Genomic DNA, 22,326 nt, shown 5'->3' with positions numbered 1-22,326 from the left:
GAGCATCCGCTCGCCGAAACTTTTGCCCGGGCCCACGAGTCACCAGAACACAGACTTATCTTTGTAGGAGATGCACTTATGCCCCGGGCAATCTGGAAAGGCGCCATCAGTTTCGGTTTGGTTCACATCCCGGTGTCGCTGGTGTCGGCGACGTCTGCCCAAGGCGTCGATTTTGACTGGCTGGACAAACGCAGCATGGACCCGGTGGGCTACAAGCGCATCAACAAGGCCACGGGCAAGGAAATCACCAAGGAAAATATCGTCAAGGGCGTAGCTTACGAAAAAGGCCGCTACGTGGTGCTCAGCGAAGATGAGATCCGCTCAGCCCACCCCAAGTCGACCCAGACCATCGAAATCATCGCCTTTGTCGCCAGCGACCAGATCCCCCTGCAGAACATCGATACGCCTTACTTCCTGGCCCCGGATAAACGCGGCGGCAAGGTCTACGCGCTGCTGCGCGAAACCCTGAAAAAAACCGGCAAGGTCGCCCTGGCCAATGTGGTGTTGCATACCAAGCAGCACCTTGCCGCATTGATGCCGCTGGAGTCGGCCCTGGTGCTGGTCATGCTGCGCTGGCCCGCCGAGGTGCGCAGCCTGGATGAGCTGGAGCTGGGCAGCGATGTGACCAAACCCACCCTGGCCAAGGGCGAGCTGGACATGGCCAAGCGCCTGGTGGAAGACATGAGCGCCGACTGGCAACCCGAGGAGTACCGCGACAGCTTCCAGGAAAAAATCATGGCGCTGGTGGAGAAAAAGGCCAAGGCCGGCAAGATCGAAGACGTGGAATCGACCGAAGGCAGCGAAGAGCGCAAATCGGCCGATGTGATCGACCTGACGGAACTGCTCAAGCGCAGCCTTGCGGGCAAACCTGCGGCGAAAAAACCCGCTGCGAAGAAGTCCAACAAAAAGGCCTCTTGAGCCTGCCATTGGCTGGAGAACGACATGGCAAAGCCCCTGAGCGAGTACAACCGTAAACGCGACTTTGGGATCACCGCCGAACCCGCCGGCGACTCACCGGCCGGCAAGCGCAAAGCCTCGGCCTTGAGCTTTGTGATCCAGAAGCATGACGCGCGTAACCTGCACTATGACTTTCGCCTGGAACTCGACGGCGTGCTGTTGAGCTGGGCGGTGCCAAAAGGCCCGAGCCTGGACCCGAGCCAGAAGCGCCTGGCGGTCCACGTGGAAGACCACCCACTGAGTTACGGTGGCTTCGAGGGCAGTATTCCCGCCGGCCAATACGGCGCCGGGGATGTCATCGTGTGGGACCGCGGCATCTGGCAACCCCATGACGACCCGCACAAGGCCTACGCGGCCGGCAAACTCAAATTCAGCCTGGTCGGCGAAAAACTCTCGGGGGATTGGACCCTGGTGCGCACCCGGCTCAAGGGCAGCGGCGACAAGCAACAATGGCTGCTGATCAAGGAAAATGACCAGCAGGCACGGCCCATTGCCGAATACGATATCGTCCAGGCCGAACCCGCCAGCGTGCTGAGCGACGCGGTGGTCGGCAAGCCCAAGGCCAAGGCTCAGGCAAAAACCAAAGCGGCAGCCAAGGCAGCTCCCAAGGCGAGCACGCGCAAGCGGGCCACCGCCGTGCCCGAGCAGTTCTCCCCGCAACTGGCCACCCTGGTCGATCGGGCACCCGAAGGTGACTGGCAGTACGAGATCAAGTTCGACGGTTACCGCATCCTCGCGCGCATCCAGGGAGGTGAAGTGCGCTTGTTCACCCGCAACGGGCACGACTGGACCGAGCGCCTGCCGCGTCAGGCCAAGGCTTTGCAAGCGCTCAAGCTCAAGGACAGCTGGCTGGACGGCGAGGTGGTCAGCCTCAACGGCGACGGCCTGCCGGATTTCCAGGCGTTGCAGAATGCCTTCGACATCGGCCGCAGCCTCGACATTGTCTATTACCTGTTCGACGCGCCCTTCCTGAATGGCCGCGATCAGCGCGAAGACCCGGTCGAAACGCGTCGCGCCGCGCTCAAATCCGCGCTGTCCGCCAGCAAGAGCAAGCTGCTGCGCTTCTCCGAAGCGTTTGCGGCCAACCACCACGACATTTTCGAAAGCGCCTGCGACCTGGCCCTGGAAGGCGTCATCGGCAAACGTGCCGGCAGCCCTTATGTGTCCAGGCGCAGTGACGACTGGATCAAGCTCAAATGCCGCTTGCGCCAGGAGTTCGTAATTGTCGGTTATACCCGCCCCCAAGGCTCGCGCACCGGGTTTGGCGCGCTGCTGTTGGCGGTCAACGACGACGCCGAGCTGGTATACGCCGGGCGCGTGGGCACCGGCTTCGACCAGGCATCGCTGAAAGCCATCTACACCAAGCTCACCGCGCTCGAACGCGACGACTCGCCACTGCAAAAGCCGTTGACCAGCGCCCAGGCGCGTGGCGTGCACTGGGTCGAACCGAGCCTGGTCGGCGAGGTGCAATTTGCCGAATGGACCCGTGAAGGCGTGGTGCGCCAGGCCGCGTTTGTGGGCATGCGCACCGACAAGCCCGCCGCGCAGATCATTCACGAACTGCCGCGCGCGGCCAAATCGGTCAAGGCGTCTGCGGCGAAAAAAACCGAGAAGCAGGTGAAAACCGTGAAGGACCTGAAAATCACCCACCCTGATCGCGTCATCGACAAGCAGAGCGGTACGCAAAAGCAGCAACTGGCACAGTTCTACGCCGACACCAGCGCGTGGATCCTGCCGTTCCTGCGCAACCGGCCGGTGTCGCTGCTCAGGGCGCCGGAGGGCATCGAAGGCGAACAGTTCTTCCAGAAGCACATCGAACGCATGACGATCCCCCACATCAAGCAACTGGACCAGGCCCTGGACCCCGGCCATGCACGCCTGATGGAAATAGACACTGCAGACGCCCTGGTCGGCGCCGTGCAAATGGGCACGGTCGAGCTGCACACCTGGGGCGCCACGACGGACAAGATCGAAACCCCCGACCTGTTCGTACTCGACCTCGACCCGGACCCCGCCCTGCCCTGGAAGGCCATGCTGGAAGCTGCGCAACTGACCCTCTCGGTGCTGGATGAATTGGGCTTGCAGGCCTTCGTCAAAACCAGCGGTGGCAAAGGCTTGCACCTGATCGTACCGCTGGCCCGGCGAGATGACTGGGACAACGTGAAAGCCTTCGCCAAGGCGATCGCCCAATTCATGACCCAGCAATTGCCCGAGCGCTTCACGGCCACCAGCGGCCCGAAAAACCGCGTGGGCAAAATCTTCATCGATTATCTGCGCAACGCCCGGGGCGCCAGTACGGTTGCCGCTTACTCCGTGCGGGCGCGGCCCGGCCTGCCGGTTTCGGTACCGGTCAGTCGGGAAGAGTTGAATGGATTGCGCAGTTCCCAGCAATGGACAGTCGCCAACCTGCACGAACGCTTGCAGAGTTTGCAGGGCGACCCGTGGGCCGGCTATGCCAACCGACAGAAGATCAGCAAGAAGATGTGGGACAAGCTGGGCGCGAAGCCACCGAAGTGATCCGCGCCACCGGTGGGGCTCAGATAAGGATGAAGATCAGCGCGAGGCCAGCGAAGATCGCCCACTTTTCCAGGTAGTAGCGCGTACGGTTGCGCTTTTTCAGCTCTTTGCCGCGCAACCGGATCTTGTACAAGCGGGTAAAGGCGCGGTTGAGGCCGCCGGTCTTGTCGCCTTCATCATTGGGCGAACCCGCAGCGGCCATCACATTGCGGCTGAACCAGCGGTTGAACGCGGCTGCCCAGCGGTATTTCATCGGCCGCTCGATGTCGCAGAACAGAATGATGCGGTTGTGGGTCGTGGTGTTTTCCGCGTAGTGGATATAGGTCTCGTCGAACATCACCGGCTCGCCGTCGCGCCAGTAATAGCTCTCGCCGTCCACATTGATATAGCAACCCGGATCGTTTGGGGTATCCAGCCCCAGGTGATAGCGGTAGGAGCCCGCATAGGGGTCACGGTGACGCACCAGTTTGGAGCCCGGCGGCAGCTCGGCGAACATCGCGGCCTTGATCGAGCCGATGCTTTGCACCAGTTCGGTGGTGCGCGGGCACAGCTTCATTGCCGAAGGATGACTGTCGCCGTACCACTTCAGATAGAAGCGCTTCCAGCCGGACTTGAAGAACGAGTTGAAGCCCACGTCATTGTATTGCTCCGAGCGTTTGATCTCCCCGGCGCGCATCAGGTTCTGGGCTTCCTGGCGGATCTCTTCCCAGTGCGCCTGCAACGGGCTCAGGTCCGGAAAATCGCTGGGCGACAGATAGGGGCGACTGGGTTGCTTGGAGAACAGATACAGGAAGCAGTTGATCGGCGCCAGGAACGTCGAGTGGTCGCTAAGCTGGCGGCCCAACTTGTGTCGCACCCGGCCACGCAAATGTACATACGCGATGGAGGCAACGTAGAGAGCAACAATGATGAGTTTCAAGGGATTCGTCACACGTCAGGGAGAGAACAGGCTGCTCCTGCGTGCCCACAACGGCCGAGGATGGATAAGCAGCACCTGAAATCACAATTCACATACAGGCGACACGACCGGCTGGAGGACCCTCCGATGTGTGACCATTGGCCGTTATTTAGCCATACTTTGTAACCAAAGGTTAACTAAGAATTGTGAAAAGCTGTCCACTGAGTGTGTTGGGGAGGTTGCGCAGGCGGGCCCCCAGGACCCGCCGGCCAGAGACGTCGCTACGGCTTAAAGCTGATCGTCCTTACGTTCACGGCGTGAAAAACTGCTGTCTTCCAATGCCGAATACGGTACCGCCTGACGCTGGGTAAACATGAGGTGGCGGACCAGCGCGACCATCAGCCCGAGCAGTAACCCGCCCACCAGGCTTAACGCAATGACCAGAGCTTTTTTCGGTTTGATCGGTGCCAGAGGCTCCTGGGCGCGACGGTCAATTGTCACCAGCTTCAGGTTGCTCATGTCGATGTTCAAACCACGCAACCTGGCGACTTCGGCGCGAAGCGGCTCGACGTCCTGCAGGAAGATGTCTTCATTGCCACGTTTGCGCAGCACTTCAACTTCGCGGTTGGCGTCCAACAGCTGGAGCTCCTTGCCAATTTCGGCAATACGCGGATTGGTGAAGTCATCGCTGGTGCGCTTTTGCAGCGCGGCGCGTTCGGCCTCCAGGGCCTCGGTACCCATGAAGTACAGCGGAATCTTCTGATTGTTGACTTCGGTGCGCATCACCTGGCTCGAGCCGGTTCGCGCGGAGTCGGCCATGGAGGATGGCGTGGTCGGTGTCCTGATCCCCATGGACTGAGCGATGCCGATGGCTTCAGCCAATTCCGCCAGGCGGTTGGTCCGCTCCATTTTCATCTGCAAGCGCAGGGCGCTGAGTTCGTCCTGCAATTGGGCGCGCTTGAGACGGTCCGCCTCGAGCAACTTGGCGATTTTCGATTCCTTTTCGGTGTCGTAGTTGGCTCGGGCGGCGTCGATCTTGCCCTTGAGCTCAGCCAGCCGGTTGTTCACGATCACCTTGAGGTCGGCGCCGACCTGCTGACGCTCTGCGGCAATGGCGTAGTCGACAAACCCGTTGAGAATTTTCACCCCATCAACATCGGTCGGGTACTGCAATTCCAAACGGATGTAGTTGCTCAGCGAGTCGGACTTCTTCGGGTCCGGCAGGATCAGATTGACCGAGTTCCGATTGAAGGCTTCAAAACTCTGCTCCAGGGTTTGCCCCGGTTTCTGAAACGCCTTGAACAATTCCTCGTGATCCTTGAAGAACCCAAGGCGAGCCTCGTAGGAGTCCAACTGCGCGCCCACTTTGAGCAACGCATCGGCGGGCGGCAATTTATACACTTCAGAGCGGTTCAACGCGTCCAGCTCGTTGATCGCCGCAGGCCGTAGCACGCTGCTGACCTCGTAGGTCTTGGGCGCCAGGAAGGCATACCCCGCGCCTAAAACGCCCGCCAGAACCGTACACCCCACGATCAGCTTTTTTTGTCGCCAGATGGCGTGAAACAATTCAAACAGATCAATTTCATCAGACGCTACAGCGGGCGCAGGCGGGGAAGTACGATTCAAAATAAGCACACCTTAATTAATACTAAAAGGCCATCACTCGAAGAAGCTCTAAAAGCTTCAAATCAGGGACAACGCCCTGAGCACGGCGGACCAATGGCAATCTGACTACTGAGTCTGACGAAAAATCCCGCGTATTTAAGGATTATTTCTGCTTTATGTCGATGTGTAGCCAGAAAGATATTTTGATGTGGGATTAATCACGCTACAAGCGTAGCTAATACAACATGAAAATGCTGTCAAATAGCTGTCCTATAAAGAAAAATCCTGCCACCTGAAAGCACTGGTCCTGTGCGGATACAATCCCCCTCCCCCCTTCAGCAAAAGGAAGTTGCATGTCATCCCCTTCAGTCACGGATTACCACGCCCTGCAAGGTGCCTGGGAGCAAACCGCCCTGGAAGACAATGGCGTACTCAATCCTGCCGATGCACATAGCGCGCCAGGTGCCATCACCAGGATCAGCGGGGACACGTTTGAAGTCGTCACGGTCGAGGGCGACCTCTTGCTGGCGGGGCGTTTTGTCCTGGACGCCGACACCACGCCCAAGAGCATTACCTGGGTGGACGCCATCGGCGCGGACGCCGGCAAGTCGCTACCGGCCAGCTACCGGCTCGAAGGTGATCATTTTGTATTTATCGCTGCCGATGAAGGCATGCCCCGGCCCACCGTATTCAGCACCGGCCCGGGGCAAACCATGCGCACCTTCGTACGCCGGGCATGAACGGCGCTCTTATCCGCTTTGATCACCGCATTTTCACAAGGCCTTCACTTTCAGGCCTATAGGGTGAAGCCTACCTACTCCAGTGATTCCCTTGGCCCGCCGTTATGTGCGGGCTTTTTTTTGCGCGCAGAAAAATGCCCTGGGCCAGCGCGAAACTTATCGCCAGGCGCGCAGGTCACTAGCCCAACGCGTGTCCGGCCCCTGGACAGCGCTCTGGAAGGTTGCATCGTGGCCCATCACTCAGACCTGCGCACTGCCTTGTCCCTGGACAGCCTGAATTTCTTCCTCGCGGATGTGCGCGACGGCCTGGGCCCGTACCTGGCGATTTATCTGCTGGCGGTCCATCAATGGGACCCGGCCAGCATTGGCGTGGTCATGACCCTGGCGGGCATTGCCGCGCTGATCACCCAGGGTCCGGCAGGCGCATTGATCGACCGTACCCGCAGCAAGCGCGCGGTGATCGCACTTGCCGCGCTGCTGGTCACGCTCAGTTGCCTGATGCTGCCCTTCGTCAGTTCGTTTGGCTGGGTGGCGCTGACCCAGGCCGCCAGCGCCATCGCCGCGTCGGTGTTCGCCCCGGCGATTTCCGCGATTTCCCTTGGGATTACCGGGCCGCGTGCGTTTACCCGGCGGACCGGGCGCAACGAAACCTTCAATCACGCCGGTAACGCCGTGGCCGCACTGCTGGCCGGGGGCTTGGCCTATCTGTTCGGGCCGGTGGTGGTGTTTTACCTGATGGCGTTTATGGCCGTCGCCAGTGTCATCGCGGTCGGTTGCGTGCCGGGCAAGGCGATCGACCATGAGGTGGCCCGGGGCTTCGACCCCGCGCATCACACTGACCATGAGCAGCCCTCGGGCCTGAACGTCTTGCTCGCCAACCGCCCCTTGTTGCTGTTCGCCATCTGCTGTGCGCTGTTTCACCTGGCCAATGCCGCGATGCTGCCGCTGGTCAGCCAGAAGCTGTCGCAGATCAACCTGCAGATGGCCACGCCATTGACCTCGGCCTGCATCGTCGCCGCGCAATTGGTGATGGTGCCGACGGCTATGCTGGTGGGGGCCAAGGCCGACCTCTGGGGGCGCAAGCCGCTGCTGCTGGCCGGCTTCATGATTCTGCCGTTGCGCGGCGTGCTTTATACCCTCTCCAGCGACCCCTACTGGCTGGTTGCCGTGCAGATGCTCGACGGCATCGGCGCCGGCATTTTCGGCGCGCTGTTCCCCGTGATCGTCAAGGACCTGACCCAAGGCACCGGCCGCTTCAATGTCAGCCTCGGCGCGCTGTCCACGGTATTTGGCCTGGGCGCGGCGCTGAGCAGCAGCCTGGCAGGCTTCGTGGTGCAAATGGCCGGCTACAACGCCGCCTTCCTGACCCTGGCCGGGGTGGCGGCCGTCGCTTTGCTGCTGGTAGGGCTGGCCATGCCCGAGACACTGGCAAAACCATCCTTCGCTCGCCATACACCTGTCGCCTGACATATGCGACAATGCGCGCCAAATTCCAACACACATCCCAGATTTTGCGCTCAGCGACCGGGTTTCGCGCCTCGATGTCGCTGTTGACGCATGCCTGAAGGCTCCTGCCGTCACGCTCGCAACCCATTGATAGGTAAAGTAATTGATCTCCACAGCTAACATCACCATGCAGTTCGGCGCCAAGCCGCTCTTCGAGAACGTCTCGGTCAAGTTCGGCGCCGGCAACCGCTATGGTTTGATCGGTGCCAACGGTTGCGGCAAGTCGACCTTCATGAAAATCCTCGGCGGCGACCTTGAACCGTCCGGCGGCCAGGTCATGCTCGAGCCAAACGTGCGCCTGGGCAAGCTGCGCCAGGACCAGTTCGCCTACGAAGAATTCACCGTGCTCGACACCGTGATCATGGGCCACGAAGAGCTGTGGAAGGTCAAGGCTGAACGCGACCGCATCTACTCGCTGCCGGAAATGAGCGAAGAAGATGGCATGGCCGTGGCCGAGCTGGAAACCGAGTTCGCCGAGATGGACGGCTACACCGCCGAATCCCGCGCCGGTGAGCTGTTGCTGGGCCTGGGTATTCCCCTGGAACAGCATTTCGGCCCGATGAGCGAAGTGTCGCCCGGCTGGAAGCTGCGCGTATTGCTCGCCCAGGCGCTGTTCTCCGACCCGGAAGTGCTGTTGCTCGACGAACCGACCAACCACTTGGACATCAACACTATTCGCTGGCTGGAAAACATCCTGACCCAGCGCTCCAGCCTGATGATCATCATCTCTCACGACCGTCACTTCCTGAACAGCGTGTGCACCCACATGGCTGACCTGGACTACGGCGAGCTGCGCCTGTTCCCGGGCAACTACGACGAGTACATGACCGTGGCGACCCAGTCCCGCGAGCAACTGCTGTCGGACAACGCCAAGAAGAAGGCGCAGATCTCCGAACTGCAGTCCTTCGTCAGCCGCTTCTCGGCCAACGCCTCGAAAGCCAAGCAGGCCACTTCCCGCGCCAAGGCGATCGACAAGATCCAACTGGCCGAGGTCAAGCCTTCGAGCCGTGTGAGCCCGTTCATCCGTTTCGAACAGAACAAAAAGCTGCACCGCCAGGCAGTCATGGTCGAGAAGATGGCCAAAGGTTTTGACGGCAAGCCGTTGTTCAAAGACTTCAGCTTCCAGGTTGAAGCCGGCGAGCGCGTGGCGATCATCGGCCCGAACGGCATCGGCAAGACCACCCTGCTGCGCACCCTGGTCAACGAACTGACCCCGGACGCCGGCAGCATCAAGTGGACCGACGCCGCGGAACTGGGCTACTACGCCCAGGACCATGCCCATGACTTCGAAGACGACCTCACCCTGTTCGACTGGATGGGCCAGTGGACCCAGGGCGAGCAGATGATTCGTGGCACCCTGGGCCGCATGCTGTTCTCCAACGACGAAATCCAGAAGTCGGTAAAAGTGATCTCCGGTGGTGAACAAGGCCGCATGCTGTTCGGCAAGCTGATCCTGCAAAAGCCGAACGTGCTGATCATGGACGAACCGACCAACCACTTGGACATGGAATCCATCGAAGCGCTGAACCTGGCGCTGGAGAACTATCCGGGCACGCTGATCTTCGTCAGCCACGACCGCGAGTTCGTATCGTCCCTGGCTACCCGCATCATCGAGTTGAGCGCAGACGGCGTGATCGACTTCAGCGGCACCTATGACGATTACCTGCGTAGCCAGGGTGTGGTGTTCTAAGAACAGCGCATAGCTGCCGGGCCAAACAGGTTCAAATGTGGGAGGGGGCAAGCCCCCTCCCACATTGAACAGCGCAGTGGCATCATGACCGCACCGCCCGCCAGCGAACGAGTTCACATGCCTGCCGCCCCCTCCTCCCTGTCGATCACCCTGCAGATCGTCTCCATCGTCTTCTACACGTTCATTGCCTTCATCTGCATCGGCCTGCCGATTGCGGTAATTCCAGGCTATGTGCACGAGCACTTGGGCTACAGCGCCGTGGTGGCCGGGGTCACCATTGGTTCGCAATATCTCGCCACCTTGCTCAGCCGGCCGATGGCCGGGCGCATGTCGGACAACGTCGGCACCAAGCGCGCCATTGTGCTGGGCCTGGCTGGCATCCTGATCAGTGGCGTGCTGACGTTTATCGCGGTGCTGCTGGAGGGCCTGCCGGCGCTAAGCCTGACCATCCTGATCGCCGGTCGGCTGTTGCTGGGCGTGGCCCAGGGCTTGATTGGCGTGGGCACCATCAGTTGGTGCATGGGCGCGGTCGGCACCGAACACACGGCCCGGTCGATTTCCTGGAACGGTATCGCTTCCTACGGCGCCATCGCCATTGGCGCGCCGCTGGGTGTGGTGATGGTGGCCGACTATGGCTTCGCCAGCCTGGGCCTGGCGCTGACGGGGCTGGCCGCGCTGGGCCTGGTGTTGATCCGCAACAAACCCTCGGTGCCAGTGGTGCGCGGCGAACGCCTGCCGTTCTGGGCGGTGTTCGGACGTATCGCACCGTTTGGCGCCAGCCTCTGCCTGGCTTCGATTGGCTACGGCACGCTGACCACCTTTATCACCTTGTACTACCTCAATCGCGGCTGGGCCGGCGCAGCGTACTGCCTGACGGTATTTGGCGTGTGTTTTATCGCGTCGCGCCTGGTGTTCATTTCCGCCATCAGCCGCGTGGGCGGCTTCACCGCCGCTATCGCCTGCATGCTCATCGAAACCCTGGGCCTCACCCTGCTGTGGCTGGCGCCGTCGACCGGCGTGGCGCTGATTGGCGCGGGGTTGACCGGCTTTGGCTTGTCACTGGTCTACCCGGCGCTCGGGGTCGAGGCTATCAAGCGCGTGCCAGACAGTAGCCGTGGCGCCGGGCTGAGTGCGTATGCGGTGTTTTTCGACCTGGCCCTGGCGATTGCCGGCCCGTTGATGGGCGCGGTGGCGCTGAACCTCGGCTATGGCTGGATCTTCTTCTGCGCGGCGCTGCTGTCAGTCACGGCGCTGGCACTGACCGTGCTGCTCAAGCGTCGCGCTTACTGATCGGCCGTCTGTAACCCGGCACGGGTGGCCTCGCCGAGGGTGTGACTGAAAAAGCGCCCGGCCTCGGAGACTAGGTCGCGATGGATGCCCTCACGGTCAACACCGTCGGCATCGGTGCAGATGGCCGGCATCGTCGCCAATTGGTCGCTGTCGCACGGCGCCATGAACACGAAGTGCCCTGCCCCGGCCAACAGTTTGAAGTCCGGCGGCTCCGGCAGTTTGCGCGCCAGGGCGGCGGCGTTCTTGTCCACGGCCACCAATTTGTCGCCATCGCCACTGTAGAGCAGCACCGGTACGTGCACGTCAGCCAGGGTGTGGCGACCAAACATCAGGCTCAGCGGCGCCATCAGCATCAGGGCATGGATGCGCGGGTCGGCCTGGGGCTGCAAGTCGTCACGGTCGACCACCAGTTCGCCTTTGGTGGTGCAGGCGTCACGGTCCTCCGGGCGCTGCTGGCAATAGCGGCGCAAACGCTCGAAATCCGGCTTGGCCCCCGCCAGGATCAGCGCAGTTTCACCGCCGGCCGAATAGCCGATCACGCCCACCTGGTCGATGTCGACGAAGGGCGACAGCATCGGGTCGTCCAGCGTCGCGGTGATTGCCTGGGAAATCTGGATCGGCCGGCCATACAGATTGCTCACGGTGCCCAGGCGGCTGTGATCCTTGTAGTTGTCGCCGGGGTGCAGCACCGCCACCACCACAAAGCCCTTGCGCGCCAGCGAGGTGGCCAGGTCATGCAGGGCCAGCGGCGTACCGGTATTGCCGTGAGACAGCATCAGCATCGGGAAACGGCCGATGGCAACCTTGGCGTCTTCGCCGGCAGCCACATGGTAGGCGCCCAACGTCGTGGTGTGCTCGGTGTCGGTGGAGGGGTAGAACGCAATGGCCTTCATCGGCTGCGAATCCAGCGGGTCCAGGACGCTCATGCGATGAAAGCCCACACTCCAATGGGGGTGCGGCGCAGGCGCGGCGTGCACTGAAAGCAGGCCGCCGCACAGGGAAAGAACCAAAACAGCACAGAGACGCATCATGGGGATGTCCACCTTTGCTGCGTGAGAACCGGCATGCCGTATGAAAATTCCAGGGTAGTCAACCCAAGCGTGCATAACCTGGGCCATAAATGCAAAAACTCCGTACCCCGCTCGCGCTCAGGCGAACAGAATACAGAGTTTAGACGCCCGGCTTCAGATTGAAACCGGCCGCGACGAACATTTACACAAGCCTTACGCAGCGGCGAACAAGTGCTCGCTGATCAGCACGTTGGCGTCGCTCAAGGCTTTGCTGCGCACTTCGTCGCCGTAGGCCAGGCCTTCAGCACGTACGATTTCGATATCAGTGATGCCGAGAAAGCCGAACAGCAACTTCAAGTAGCCTTCATGGGCGGCACCGGACGCCTGGCCGGCATGCAGGCCGCCGGCGGTGGAGACGATGATGACTTTCTTGTTGCCGCACAGGCCTTCAGGGCCGGCTTCGGTGTAGCGGAAGGTCTGGCCGGCAACGGCGATGCGGTCGATCCAGGCTTTGAGCTGGGTCGGGATGGTGAAGTTGTACATCGGTGCACCTAGCACCACGGCATCGGCGGCGAGGAATTCAGCCAGCGACGATGCGCTCAGTTCGGCTTCATGCTTTTGCGCGGCATCGCGCAGTTCGGCAGCGGTGCCCAACGCACCCAGGGTGGCGCCGGAAAAATGGTTGATGCCTTCGCTGGCGAGGTCACGGTAAGTCACTTCCACGCCCGGCTCGGCGGCCTGCCATGCCTTGACCACGCCGGCGCTGAGCTGACGGGAAGCGGAGTTGTCGCCGAGGATGCTGGAATCGATATGCAACAGTTTCATGGTGGATCTCCGAGGGTGGGATCGACAGGGGCGATCAGATGGTGTTGATGCTACGCATCCAACCAATAGTCGATAAGCCATCTGGAATGCGATAGATTGTCCCACTGACAGGACAATAGGCTGACCATGCAAGACCTCAACGACCTCTACTATTTCGCCAAAGTCGTCGAAGCCGGCGGTTTCGCCGCCGCCGGCCGCCTGCTGGGAATTCCCAAATCGCGCCTGTCGCGGCGCATTGCCGAGCTGGAGGAACGCCTGGGCGCGCGCCTGCTGCAACGCACCACCCGGCAACTGACCCTGACCGCCGTCGGCGAGCGCTACCTGCGCCACTGCCAGGCGATGTTGCTGGAAGCGGAGATGGCCGATGAGGCCGTGGCCAGCATGTCCACCGAGCCCCGTGGGCGTCTGCGGGTGACTTGCCCGGTCGGCCTGGCCCAACAGATCCTGCCGGAACTGGTGGCCGGCTTTCTCGCCGCCCACCCGCTGGTGCAACTGGACATGACCCTGGTCAACCGCCGCGTCGACCTGGTGGGCGAAGGGATCGACGTAGCCTTGCGCGTGCGCGAACTGGGCGACGAAGACCCGTTGCTGGTCACCAAACGCCTGCGCCAGGCACACACAGTGCTGGTGGCCAGCCCGGCACTGCTGCGTGATCGGCAGGTCGACAGCCTGGACGACCTCAGGCAATTACCGATAATGGGCGCACTCGAGGCGGACCGCATGGTGCACCAGCGCATCATCGACCCGCAGGGCAACGCTCACGAGCTGGTCATGGAGGCGCGCCTGGGCATCGAAGACTTTATCGTACGCAAGACCAGCGCCCTCATGGGCGTGGGCTTCACGGTGCTGCCGATGATGTATTGCGAAGAGGAACTGGCCAGTGGCCGACTGGTGCAGCTGCTGCCGCAATGGTCGTTGCCCGGCGGCTGGTTGCAGGCCGTGTACCCGCACCGGCGCGGCGTGCTGCCGGCCATTCGCGCCTGGATCGACTACCTGGAAGAAGGTTTCAAAGGCTGTGGAGATCGCCTGCTATGAGCATGACCGAAGCGCAAGTCGCGCAATTCTGTCTGAGCCTGCCGGGCGCACGCGAGGACTACAAATGGGGCGGCGTACGGGTGTTCTCGATTGCCGGCAACAAGATGTTCGCGCTGCAGAACCTGCGCGGCGACTCGCTGGCGTTCAAGGTCGACAAGGAACTGTTCCTCGGCCACGTCGACCGCCCAGGCATCCACCCGGCGCCGTACCTGGCACGCGCGCAATGGATCATCATGAACACGCCCTACCCGCTGGCGCCCGAGGAACTGCGTGGTTTGTTGCAGCGCTCCCACCAACTGGTGGTGAGCAAGTTGCCCAAGCGCACGCAGGTGGGGTTGTTGCTATAGAACCGACAGCAGCGTGCCGCCGAGAAACAGCTGGTCCAGCCAGAACACCTGGTGCAGCAGCACGATCACCCAGAACAGCACCTGGTAAGACACCTTGCGCGTCTTGTGCCGGAACACTTGCTGGGCGATCAACGCCCCCGGCCAACCGCCCGCCAGCTCGACGGCGTGCAGGATGTTTTCCGGGATGCGCCGGCCCTCGGTCTGGGCCTTGCGCTTGTCACTCCAGTACAGAAAGAACGCCACCACGCTGACCACCCCGTAGGCCGCCAACGGCATGACCGTCTCGCCGCGCTGCCACAGCAGCGCCGCACCCAGCAGCGGCGCGGCGCACAGCACTAGCAGGACCAACGCCTTCAGGCGCGGATGCTGAATGTTCATGGCTTGACGGCGGTCCAGTCGATCCAGCCGAATTGCCAGGTCGCCAGGATCACCAGGCCGAACGCGATCCGGTACCAGGCAAAGGCCGCGTAGCTGTGGTTGGCGATAAACTTGAGCAGGCCCTTGACCGCGATCATCGCGAAGATGAACGAGGTGACAAAGCCGATAGCGAATACCGGCAGGTCCGCCGGCTGGAACAGGTCGCGGTATTTGTAGCCCGAGTACAGCGCTGCACCGACCATGGTCGGCATGGCCAGGAAGAATGAAAACTCGGTGGCGGTCTTGCGCGACAGGCCGAACAGCAGGCCGCCGATAATCGTCGCACCGGAGCGCGAAGTGCCTGGGATCATGGCCAGGCACTGGGCGACGCCGACCTTGAGCGCGTCTTTCCAGGTGATGTCGTCCACGGTTTCGGCATGGACGGCATGTTGGCGGCGTTCAGCCCACAACATGACCACGCCGCCCACCACCAGGGCCGTGGCCACGGTGATCGGGTTGAACAGGTAATGCTTGATCAGGTCAGCGAAAATCACCCCCAGCACCACCGCCGGCAACACGGCAATGATCAGGTTCACGGTGAAGCGCTGGGCGTTGCGCTGAGTGGGCAAGCCGATGACCACGTCGAGGATCTTGCGGCGAAATTCCCAGACCACGGCCAGGATCGCGCCCAGCTGGATAATGATATTGAATGCCTCGAAACGCTCGCCGCCGAAGTTGATCAGGTCGGCGACGATGATCTGGTGGCCGGTGCTGGAGATCGGCAGGAACTCCGTCAGCCCCTCGACCACGCCAAGAATCAATGCCTGTATGGCAGTCCAAAAATCCATGCTTTCTCCAAAGGTCACGCGCCTGGCATGCCTCTTATGTTTTTTAAGTTCACTGACAACGAGCGCGCTGCAGCGCCCGGCATCGATTCTCAATGCCGGACTGCAAAAATTCCGTGAAAAATCAGGCAGTACTCAGGTTTTTCGATTACGGGCCGAAAGCCTATCAGACAAGCCGAAAAAGTCGATGCAACACCCACAATTATAAAGGGCACGGAGTGACAGGACGATGAACAGTTTGCGCAATATGTCGATCAGCCGACGCCTCTGGCTGATCCTGGTAGTCGCCGTGCTGATGCTGCTGACCTTGGGCGCGTTGATGCTCAAACAGATCCATGACGACCTCTACCAGGCCAAGCGTCAACAGACCCAGCACGTGGTGCAAACCGCCAGCGGGGTATTGGGCTACTACCAGAACCTGGAGAAAACCGGGGTGCTCACCCGCGAAGCGGCGCAGCAGCAAGCCCTGAGCGCAGTGCGCGGCCTGCGTTACGACCACGACGATTACTTCTGGATCAACGACCTCACCCCCGTGATGATCATGCACGCGGCCAATCCCAAGCTGGACGGCCAGAACCTCTCGGCGATCCGCGATCCGGACGGGTTTGCGGTGTTCAACGAGTTCGTGAGCCTGGCCAAGGCCAAGGGCGCCGGCATTGTCAATTACCGCTGGCCGAAACCGGGGGCCGATGCGCCCGTGCAGAAAACCTCCTACATCCAGTTGTTCGCACCCTGGGGCTGGATTATCGGCTCGGGCGTCTACGTGGACGACGTTCAGGCCGAGTTCACCGTCCAGGTGTGGAAAGCCTCTGCCATCGGCCTGGGCATCGCGCTGATCATGGCCTTGCTGGTGCTGTTGATCGCGCGCAGCATCCTGCAACCGTTGCAGGCGGCGGTGAATGCCATGGGCAACATCGCCAGCGGTGAAAGCGACCTGACCCGCAGCCTCGATACCCACGGGCGCGACGAGGTCACCCAGCTGTCCCAGCACTTCAATACCTTCACCGCCAAATTGCGCCAGGTGGTCGGCCAATTGCAGGTGTGCGCCAACGCCCTGGGCGAGTCGTCCATCGAGCTGGGCCACAACGCCAGCCAGGCCCACGACCGCAGCCAGCAGCAGTCGCAACAGATGGAACTGGTGGCCACCGCGATCAATGAAGTCACCTACGGCGTGCAGGACGTGGCCAAGAACGCCGAGCACGCCGCCAGCGAAATGCGCGACGCCCAAGCCCAGGCGCAACAAGGCCAGGTCAACATCGACGGCAGTTTGCAGCAGATCGACCAGCTCTCCAGCACCATCAGCCAGGCCGTGGAGGTTATCCGAACCCTGTCCAGCGAGAGCACCCAGATCGGCGGCGTGCTGGAAGTGATTCGTTCAATTGCCGACCAAACCAATTTGCTCGCCCTCAACGCTGCCATCGAGGCCGCACGCGCCGGCGAGCAGGGTCGTGGGTTTGCCGTAGTGGCCGATGAGGTACGCTTGCTGGCCCAGCGCACGCAGAAATCCACGGCTGAGATCCAGGCGATGATCGAGCGGCTGCAGGGCCATTCGGAAGCGGCGGTCAAGGTCATCAGCGACAGCCACAGCGCCTCGCAACTGACCATCGAACAAGCCGGCCTGGCCGGTGCAAGCCTCAGTGCCATCGGCCAGGCGCTGCATAATCTCAACGGCCTGAACGCCTCGATTGCCAGTGCCACCCTGCAACAGGCTCATGTGGTGGAAGACATCAACCAGAACGTCACCCAGGCGGCCGGCTTATCCCACAGCACCGCGCTGGCGGCTGAACAGTCGAGCGTGGCGAGCGCGCAATTGCGCGGCTTGAGTGAGCAGCTTGACGGGCTCTTGCGCCAGTTCAAAGTCTGACGCCCATGTCATGAGCACCCTGTGGGAGGGGGCAAGCCCTAATGCCAGTCAGTTAAGGCGACACCGAACCTGTGGCGAGGGAGCTTGCTCCCGCTGGACTGCGCAGCAGTCCCATTGTTTGGGGCCGCTTCGCGCCCCAGCGGGAGCAAGCTCCCTCGCCACAAGTTAGTTCTCGCTCCTGCTACTTCTTAACTGACCGGCATTAGGGCTTGCCCTCTCCCACATTTTTTTTCTGCATCAAACCAGGATCATTGCTGGGTCAATTGAGTCCACAACGCCGGCGCACCGGCTGCCTTGGCGATCGCGTCCAATCGCGCGGCATGCTCGGCCAGATCCTGCTCGCTGGCACGGATGATAGCCGTAGGCCTGCGATCAGCCGGCAGGCGACGGATCTCCGAGGGACGATTGCCCGAGCCTTCTGCCGAACCGTTGCCATCGGAGGCATTACCGGCCAGCGACAGGCTGGTCTGCCCACCGGTCATGGCCAGGTAGACCTCAGCCAGAATCTCGGAGTCGAGCAAGGCGCCGTGCAGTTCACGGCCGGAGTTGTCCACGCCGTAACGTTTGCACAAGGCATCGAGGCTATTGCGTTGGCCCGGGTGACGCTCGCGGGCCATCATCAAGGTGTCGAGGATCGAGCAGTGCTGGGAAATATCCGCTCGATCCATCTGCCCCATCAGGGAAAATTCATTATTGATGAAGCCGACGTCGAACGCCGCGTTATGAATGATCAGTTGGGCGCCGTTGATGAACTCGAAAAACTCATCGGCCACTTCGGCAAAGCGCGGCTTGCCCTTGAGGAACTCGTCGGTGATGCCGTGGACGCCGATCGCGCCTTCGTCACTGTCGCGGTCCGGTTGCAGGTAGACGTGAAAGTGACGACCGGTCAGACGGCGGCCCATCAGTTCGACACAGCCGATTTCGATGATCCGGTGACCATCGGTCACCGGCATGCCGGTGGTTTCGGTATCGAGTACAACGGATCGGATGGCCATCAGGGTTCAGCTCTCAACGGTGTGGGGTGAGTCAAAGGGCGCGATGTTAACACGTCAGCCGGCTTCAGCTCTGCTTGTAGCCGCGCACTTCATCCACGCCCCTGTTGGCGAGCTGGTCAGCCCGTTCATTGCCGGGATGACCGATATGCCCACGCACCCATTTCCAGGTGATGTCATGCCGGTTGCATTGCTCGTCGAGCAATTGCCACAGGTCGGCATTCTTGACCGGTTCCTTGGACGCCGTTTTCCAGCCGCGCTTCTTCCAGTTGACCATCCACTCGTTGATGCCCTTCATCACATATTGCGAATCGGTCACCAGCAGGACGTTGCAGCGCCGCTTGAGCTCTTCCAGGCCGCGAATGGCGCCCATCAGCTCCATGCGGTTGTTGGTGGTGTTGGCTTCGCCGCCCCACAACTCCTTCTCCACGCCCTTGCACACCAGCAATGCGCCCCAGCCGCCGGGGCCGGGGTTGCCCTTGCAGGCGCCATCGGTGAAGAGTTCTACGCTATCGGTCATCGGTTATTGAGCCTGAATCAAAAGAGGTTTTACGGTTCGCGCTGTTCGCGGTTGACCTTGGCCAGGGGCATCGGCACCAGCTTGGCGAGCGGTTCGCGGCGCACTTGCTGCACCGGCCGCAGCCCGACCGCGATCTTGCGCGCCACTAATAAATAGAAGCCCCCACCCGACAGTTGCCAGGCACCTGCGCGGCGTTCCCAGCCGGCGAGGCGCCCCTGCCATTTGGCGGACGCAAGCGGCGGACGATAGCACCCGAAGCGGCGTTTCTCCAGCGCGAAACCCAGCAGGTTCAGCCAGTCGCCCACCCGTGAAGGCGCGATGCAGCGCGCCTGGCGCAAACCGTCCTGGGCGAACACATGGCGCAGGCCCCAACTGCTCCAGGGGTTGATGCCGACAATCAGCAAATGGCCACCGGGACGCACGCTGCTGGCGGCTTCGCGCAACAAACCGTGGGGAGACAGGCAAAAATCCAGGCCATGCTGCAACACCACCACATCGGCGGCGTGTTCGCTCAACGGCCAGGCCTGCTCCTCGCAGACGATTTCCACACCCGGCAACGGCGCCCCCAGGCGTACATTGCGTTGTACCTGCGGTGCGCACGGCGGCGTTTCGGCCGACGGGCCGTAATGCACCAGGTAGCCACCAAAGAACCGGCCCAGCTCGTCGTCGAGCATGCGCCGCTCTTCATCCAGCAGAAATTGCCCAAGCGGCCCGGACAACCATTCGCGGGCTGCGCCGATCAGGGCCAGCCACTCAGGATCGGCCTGGGCGAACGCTTTATCAGTCATTGCATTCTCCAACTCGCCTAGACGTTCTAAGATGCACCAATGTGTTCAGCTTGGCGAATCGAAGAATGATACAGATCAGTGCCCTGCCCGCCTTCACCGATAACTACATCTGGTTGTTACAGGATGAGCAAACCCACCGTTGCGCCGTGGTCGACCCCGGTGATGCCGCGCCGGTAATCGCCTGGCTTGAGCAGAACCCGGCCTGGGTACTCAGCGACATCCTGGTCACTCACCATCACCATGATCATGTCGGCGGTGTCGAGCAACTCAAAAAGCTCACCGGCGCCAACGTCTACGGCCCTGCGAACGAAAACATCCCGGCTCGGGACGTCGACTTGCAGGACAACGACCGCATCACCGTGCTCGGCTGGGACTTCGCCGTGTACGCCGTGCCCGGCCACACCCTCGGCCACATCGCCTACTACCATCAAGGCGTGCTGCTGTGTGGCGACACCCTGTTTGCCGCCGGTTGCGGTCGCCTGTTCGAAGGCACGCCGCAACAGATGCACGCGTCCCTGGAACGCCTGGCTGCCCTGCCTGCCGACACCTTGGTGTACTGCACCCATGAATACACACAAAGTAACCTCAAGTTTGCCCAAGCCGTGGAACCGGATAATGCCGACATCGCTGAACGGGTCGCGCGAGTCGCTCAATTGCGCGCCCGTGGCGAGATGACGCTGCCGTCCAACCTGGCCCTGGAAAAACGCACTAACCCTTTTCTACGCACCTCTGAAACATCCGTTAAACAAAAAGCGGACGAACGGAACGGTCGCGACAACCGCTCTGGGGCCGAGGTATTTGCTAGCTTGAGGGCTTGGAAAGATAAGTTCTAAGCGGACGCAATCTGATACGTAATTTCTGAATGGTTGACCGGAACCGAAGCGCTTTCTAGAATCGCCCGACATTTTTGCCCGGAACTTACTTCCAGCCAATGTCGTCATCTATTCGTAAATCCATTTCTTCAGACGCATTGACCCGCCTGGCTCAAGCCGTGGCGGTGGCCGTTTCCGCAACTCTGGCGGGCTGCCAATCGACTCATTACGCTGCACAATCCACCGTGCAACCCAAACCCAATCTTGCTGCCAAGATCAAGCAAAAACCTATTTGGCTCTCAGAGAAGCCCAGCCCCGAAGTGCCCCAGGATGTCTGGGAACGCATGCGTCGGGGCTTTCAATTGCAGGACGGCGTAGGGGTCAACCCGCGCATCGAGCAACAACGCCTGTGGTTCGCCAGCAACCCGTCCTTCCTGGAGAACGCCGGCGAACGCGGCAGCCTCTACATTCATTACATCGTCGAGCGCCTTGAAGAACGCAACATGCCCCTGGAGCTGGCGCTGCTGCCGGTGATTGAAAGTGCCTACAACCCGATGGCCTATTCGCGCAGCGATGCGGTTGGCTTGTGGCAGTTCATTCCGTCCACCGGGCGCTATTTCAACCTGCGCCAGACCCGCGCCTACGATGGCCGCCGCGATATCACCGCCTCCACCACCGCCGCCCTGGACTACCTGACCCGTCTGCATGACATGTTCAACGGCGACTGGCTGCTGGCTCTGGCGGCCTACAATGCCGGTGAAGGCACGGTGAGCCGGGCCATCGAGCGCAACGAGAAGCTCGGCCTGCCGACGGACTACTGGAACCTGCCGCTGCCCCAGGAAACCAAGGACTACGTGCCCAAATTCCTGGCGTTGTCCCAGGTGGTGCTGGCCCCCGAGGCGTATGGCGTCAACCTCAACCCGATTGCCAACACACCGTATTTCGAAGTGGTTGAAGTCAAGCAAAGCATGGACCTGTCCCGGGTCGCCGCGCTGGCGGAAATCGATGAAGACGAGCTGTTCCAGCTCAACCCGGCCCTGAAACAACGCACCACCCTGGACGGCCCCCAGCATTTGCTGGTGCCTACCTCCAAGGCGCAACTGCTCTCCAGCACCCTGTCGACGATGAAGCCGGAAGAATTGTTGAGCATGCGCCCGAAAAAGCCGGTGTTCGACGAAGTCGAGACCAAGGCGGTGGCCGGGCGTACCCGCAGCTACAAGGTGCGCACTGGCGATAACCTCACGCTGATCGCCAAGGCCAACAAGGTCGATGTGCATGACCTGCAGCGCTGGAACAAGCTCAACGGCCAGGCACTCAAAGTCGGCCAGACCCTGGTGATGCAGGACACGCGTAAAGCCGCCGCGACCAAACCGGTGCAGTACAAGGTCAAGAAAGGCGACTCGCTGTACATGGTCGCCAAGCGCTTCAACGTCGAGATGCAACATCTCAAGCGTTGGAACCCACGCACCGGCCAGGCGCTGAAGCCTGGGCAGATGCTGGTGGTTTCCGGGCCGCGCTGATACCTCAAGAACACTGAAGAGCTAATTGTGGGAGGGGGCTTGCTCCCGATAGCGGTGGGTCAGTTAGCCTATGTACTGACTGGCACAAAGCTATCGGGGGCAAGCCCCCTCCCACATTGGATCTTCACTGCTCTCAGCAGCCTTTTTCCATCCGGAACAAGCTGTTACTGTACCGATCATAAAGCCCAAGCCGCCCGGATCGGATCTC

20 protein-coding genes are annotated in these 22,326 nt (G+C 61.3%); 11 read left to right on the top strand and 9 right to left on the bottom strand.

The features are described 5' to 3' along the window. Nucleotides 1-78: 78 nt before the first annotated feature. Together C4J86_RS12585 and ligD are read left to right on the top strand one after the other, a co-directional pair. Nucleotides 79-918, top strand: coding sequence for a Ku protein (locus C4J86_RS12585; RefSeq protein ID WP_124362743.1), 840 nt, complete (start codon nt 79-81; stop codon nt 916-918). A 24-nt stretch (nt 919-942) separates the two neighbouring features. After that, nucleotides 943-3,474: a DNA ligase D gene (gene ligD / locus C4J86_RS12580; protein ID WP_124370618.1), complete on the top strand. Its 2,532-nt coding sequence runs from the start codon at nt 943-945 to the stop codon at nt 3,472-3,474. Nucleotides 3,475-3,493: 19 nt separating this feature from the next. Here the strand turns inward: ligD and lpxO are convergent, their stop codons facing one another. Next, on the bottom strand, nt 3,494-4,393 hold the full coding sequence (gene lpxO, locus C4J86_RS12575) for a lipid A hydroxylase LpxO (RefSeq protein ID WP_124370617.1): 900 nt from the start codon (nt 4,391-4,393) through the stop codon (nt 3,494-3,496). 267 nt (nt 4,394-4,660) lie between these two features. Then, entirely contained in the window at nt 4,661-5,998 is a 1,338-nt protein-coding gene (locus C4J86_RS12570) for a Wzz/FepE/Etk N-terminal domain-containing protein (protein WP_124366938.1), read from the bottom strand. 332 nt (nt 5,999-6,330) lie between these two features. On the opposite strand from C4J86_RS12570, the gene C4J86_RS12565 reads away from it, so the two are divergent. From C4J86_RS12565 to C4J86_RS12550, 4 genes are all read left to right on the top strand, one after another. Then, entirely contained in the window at nt 6,331-6,717 is a 387-nt protein-coding gene (locus C4J86_RS12565; protein WP_124362739.1) for a TIGR03067 domain-containing protein, read from the top strand. Nucleotides 6,718-6,945: 228 nt separating this feature from the next. Next, on the top strand, nt 6,946-8,184 hold the full coding sequence (locus C4J86_RS12560) for an MFS transporter (RefSeq protein WP_124370616.1): 1,239 nt from the start codon (nt 6,946-6,948) through the stop codon (nt 8,182-8,184). A 142-nt stretch (nt 8,185-8,326) separates the two neighbouring features. Then, entirely contained in the window at nt 8,327-9,913 is a 1,587-nt protein-coding gene (locus C4J86_RS12555) for an ABC-F family ATPase (RefSeq protein ID WP_124362737.1), read from the top strand. Between the two features lie 117 nt (nt 9,914-10,030). Further along, nucleotides 10,031-11,203, top strand: a complete 1,173-nt coding sequence (locus C4J86_RS12550; protein ID WP_124370615.1) for an MFS transporter — start codon at nt 10,031-10,033, stop codon at nt 11,201-11,203. On the opposite strand, the gene C4J86_RS12545 is transcribed toward C4J86_RS12550, so the two are convergent. Together C4J86_RS12545 and C4J86_RS12540 are read right to left on the bottom strand one after the other, a co-directional pair. Next, nucleotides 11,197-12,234: a dienelactone hydrolase gene (locus C4J86_RS12545; protein ID WP_124366929.1), complete on the bottom strand. Its 1,038-nt coding sequence runs from the start codon at nt 12,232-12,234 to the stop codon at nt 11,197-11,199. The two genes, C4J86_RS12550 and C4J86_RS12545, sit on opposite strands and share 7 nt — an antisense overlap. A gap of 192 nt (nt 12,235-12,426) precedes the next feature. Further along, nucleotides 12,427-13,038, bottom strand: a complete 612-nt coding sequence (locus tag C4J86_RS12540) for an FMN-dependent NADH-azoreductase (protein WP_124370614.1) — start codon at nt 13,036-13,038, stop codon at nt 12,427-12,429. A gap of 126 nt (nt 13,039-13,164) precedes the next feature. On the opposite strand from C4J86_RS12540, the gene C4J86_RS12535 reads away from it, so the two are divergent. Together C4J86_RS12535 and C4J86_RS12530 are read left to right on the top strand one after the other, a co-directional pair. Further along, nucleotides 13,165-14,073: a LysR substrate-binding domain-containing protein gene (locus C4J86_RS12535; RefSeq protein WP_124362733.1), complete on the top strand. Its 909-nt coding sequence runs from the start codon at nt 13,165-13,167 to the stop codon at nt 14,071-14,073. Then, nucleotides 14,070-14,420, top strand: a complete 351-nt coding sequence (locus tag C4J86_RS12530; protein ID WP_124362732.1) for an MmcQ/YjbR family DNA-binding protein — start codon at nt 14,070-14,072, stop codon at nt 14,418-14,420. Before C4J86_RS12535 ends, C4J86_RS12530 begins: the two co-directional genes overlap by 4 nt. On the opposite strand, the gene C4J86_RS12525 is transcribed toward C4J86_RS12530, so the two are convergent. Both C4J86_RS12525 and C4J86_RS12520 read right to left on the bottom strand, forming a co-directional pair. Continuing rightward, nucleotides 14,415-14,798 carry a DUF1294 domain-containing protein gene (locus C4J86_RS12525; protein ID WP_124370613.1) on the bottom strand — a complete coding sequence of 128 codons (384 nt, stop codon included), beginning with the start codon at nt 14,796-14,798 and terminating at the stop codon, nt 14,415-14,417. The two genes, C4J86_RS12530 and C4J86_RS12525, sit on opposite strands and share 6 nt — an antisense overlap. After that, nucleotides 14,795-15,625: an undecaprenyl-diphosphate phosphatase gene (locus C4J86_RS12520; protein ID WP_124362730.1), complete on the bottom strand. Its 831-nt coding sequence runs from the start codon at nt 15,623-15,625 to the stop codon at nt 14,795-14,797. Before C4J86_RS12520 ends, C4J86_RS12525 begins: the two co-directional genes overlap by 4 nt. 226 nt (nt 15,626-15,851) lie before the next feature. Here C4J86_RS12520 and C4J86_RS12515 point away from each other — a divergent pair, with 226 nt between their 5' ends. Next, entirely contained in the window at nt 15,852-17,486 is a 1,635-nt protein-coding gene (locus tag C4J86_RS12515) for a methyl-accepting chemotaxis protein (RefSeq protein ID WP_124370612.1), read from the top strand. A gap of 248 nt (nt 17,487-17,734) precedes the next feature. On the opposite strand, the gene dnaQ is transcribed toward C4J86_RS12515, so the two are convergent. The 3 genes from dnaQ to C4J86_RS12500 all read right to left on the bottom strand — a co-directional run bounded on the left by dnaQ (nt 17,735) and on the right by C4J86_RS12500 (nt 19,786). After that, the gene (gene dnaQ, locus C4J86_RS12510; protein ID WP_164485286.1) at nt 17,735-18,475 is read right to left on the bottom strand and encodes a DNA polymerase III subunit epsilon; all 741 of its coding nucleotides are present in this window, start codon (nt 18,473-18,475) and stop codon (nt 17,735-17,737) included. A gap of 70 nt (nt 18,476-18,545) precedes the next feature. Beyond that, the gene (rnhA, locus tag C4J86_RS12505; protein ID WP_057725161.1) at nt 18,546-18,998 is read right to left on the bottom strand and encodes a ribonuclease HI; all 453 of its coding nucleotides are present in this window, start codon (nt 18,996-18,998) and stop codon (nt 18,546-18,548) included. Nucleotides 18,999-19,027: 29 nt separating this feature from the next. Continuing rightward, the gene (locus C4J86_RS12500; protein ID WP_124370610.1) at nt 19,028-19,786 is read right to left on the bottom strand and encodes a class I SAM-dependent methyltransferase; all 759 of its coding nucleotides are present in this window, start codon (nt 19,784-19,786) and stop codon (nt 19,028-19,030) included. A 65-nt stretch (nt 19,787-19,851) separates the two neighbouring features. Here C4J86_RS12500 and gloB point away from each other — a divergent pair, with 65 nt between their 5' ends. Then, a complete protein-coding gene (gene gloB / locus C4J86_RS12495; RefSeq protein ID WP_124370609.1) occupies nt 19,852-20,619 on the top strand; it encodes a hydroxyacylglutathione hydrolase in 768 nt (255 codons plus the stop codon). A 98-nt stretch (nt 20,620-20,717) separates the two neighbouring features. Continuing rightward, nucleotides 20,718-22,118 carry a transglycosylase SLT domain-containing protein gene (locus C4J86_RS12490; RefSeq protein WP_124370608.1) on the top strand — a complete coding sequence of 467 codons (1,401 nt, stop codon included), beginning with the start codon at nt 20,718-20,720 and terminating at the stop codon, nt 22,116-22,118. Nucleotides 22,119-22,326 lie beyond the last annotated feature (208 nt).

It is taken from the genome of Pseudomonas sp. R2-7-07, from assembly GCF_003852355.1.
Lineage (GTDB): Bacteria > Pseudomonadota > Gammaproteobacteria > Pseudomonadales > Pseudomonadaceae > Aquipseudomonas.
The sequence above is the reverse complement of the archived record's forward strand: the minus strand, read 5'-3'. Positions and strand labels throughout refer to the sequence as shown.

Excerpts from the sequence above, each read along its gene's own strand:
- C4J86_RS12585 (WP_124362743.1), top strand. The coding sequence starts at position 79 with ATGCCCCGGGCAATCTGGAAAGGCGCCATCAGTTTCGGTTTGGTTCAC.
- ligD (WP_124370618.1), top strand. The coding sequence starts at position 943 with ATGGCAAAGCCCCTGAGCGAGTACAACCGTAAACGCGACTTTGGGATC.
- C4J86_RS12565 (WP_124362739.1), top strand. The coding sequence starts at position 6,331 with ATGTCATCCCCTTCAGTCACGGATTACCACGCCCTGCAAGGTGCCTGG.
- C4J86_RS12550 (WP_124370615.1), top strand. The coding sequence starts at position 10,031 with ATGCCTGCCGCCCCCTCCTCCCTGTCGATCACCCTGCAGATCGTCTCC.
- C4J86_RS12545 (WP_124366929.1), bottom strand. The coding sequence starts at position 12,234 with ATGATGCGTCTCTGTGCTGTTTTGGTTCTTTCCCTGTGCGGCGGCCTG.
- C4J86_RS12540 (WP_124370614.1), bottom strand. The coding sequence starts at position 13,038 with ATGAAACTGTTGCATATCGATTCCAGCATCCTCGGCGACAACTCCGCT.
- C4J86_RS12535 (WP_124362733.1), top strand. The coding sequence starts at position 13,165 with ATGCAAGACCTCAACGACCTCTACTATTTCGCCAAAGTCGTCGAAGCC.
- C4J86_RS12530 (WP_124362732.1), top strand. The coding sequence starts at position 14,070 with ATGAGCATGACCGAAGCGCAAGTCGCGCAATTCTGTCTGAGCCTGCCG.
- C4J86_RS12525 (WP_124370613.1), bottom strand. The coding sequence starts at position 14,798 with ATGAACATTCAGCATCCGCGCCTGAAGGCGTTGGTCCTGCTAGTGCTG.
- C4J86_RS12520 (WP_124362730.1), bottom strand. The coding sequence starts at position 15,625 with ATGGATTTTTGGACTGCCATACAGGCATTGATTCTTGGCGTGGTCGAG.
- C4J86_RS12515 (WP_124370612.1), top strand. The coding sequence starts at position 15,852 with ATGAACAGTTTGCGCAATATGTCGATCAGCCGACGCCTCTGGCTGATC.
- rnhA (WP_057725161.1), bottom strand. The coding sequence starts at position 18,998 with ATGACCGATAGCGTAGAACTCTTCACCGATGGCGCCTGCAAGGGCAAC.
- C4J86_RS12500 (WP_124370610.1), bottom strand. The coding sequence starts at position 19,786 with ATGACTGATAAAGCGTTCGCCCAGGCCGATCCTGAGTGGCTGGCCCTG.
- gloB (WP_124370609.1), top strand. The coding sequence starts at position 19,852 with ATGATACAGATCAGTGCCCTGCCCGCCTTCACCGATAACTACATCTGG.
- C4J86_RS12490 (WP_124370608.1), top strand. The coding sequence starts at position 20,718 with ATGTCGTCATCTATTCGTAAATCCATTTCTTCAGACGCATTGACCCGC.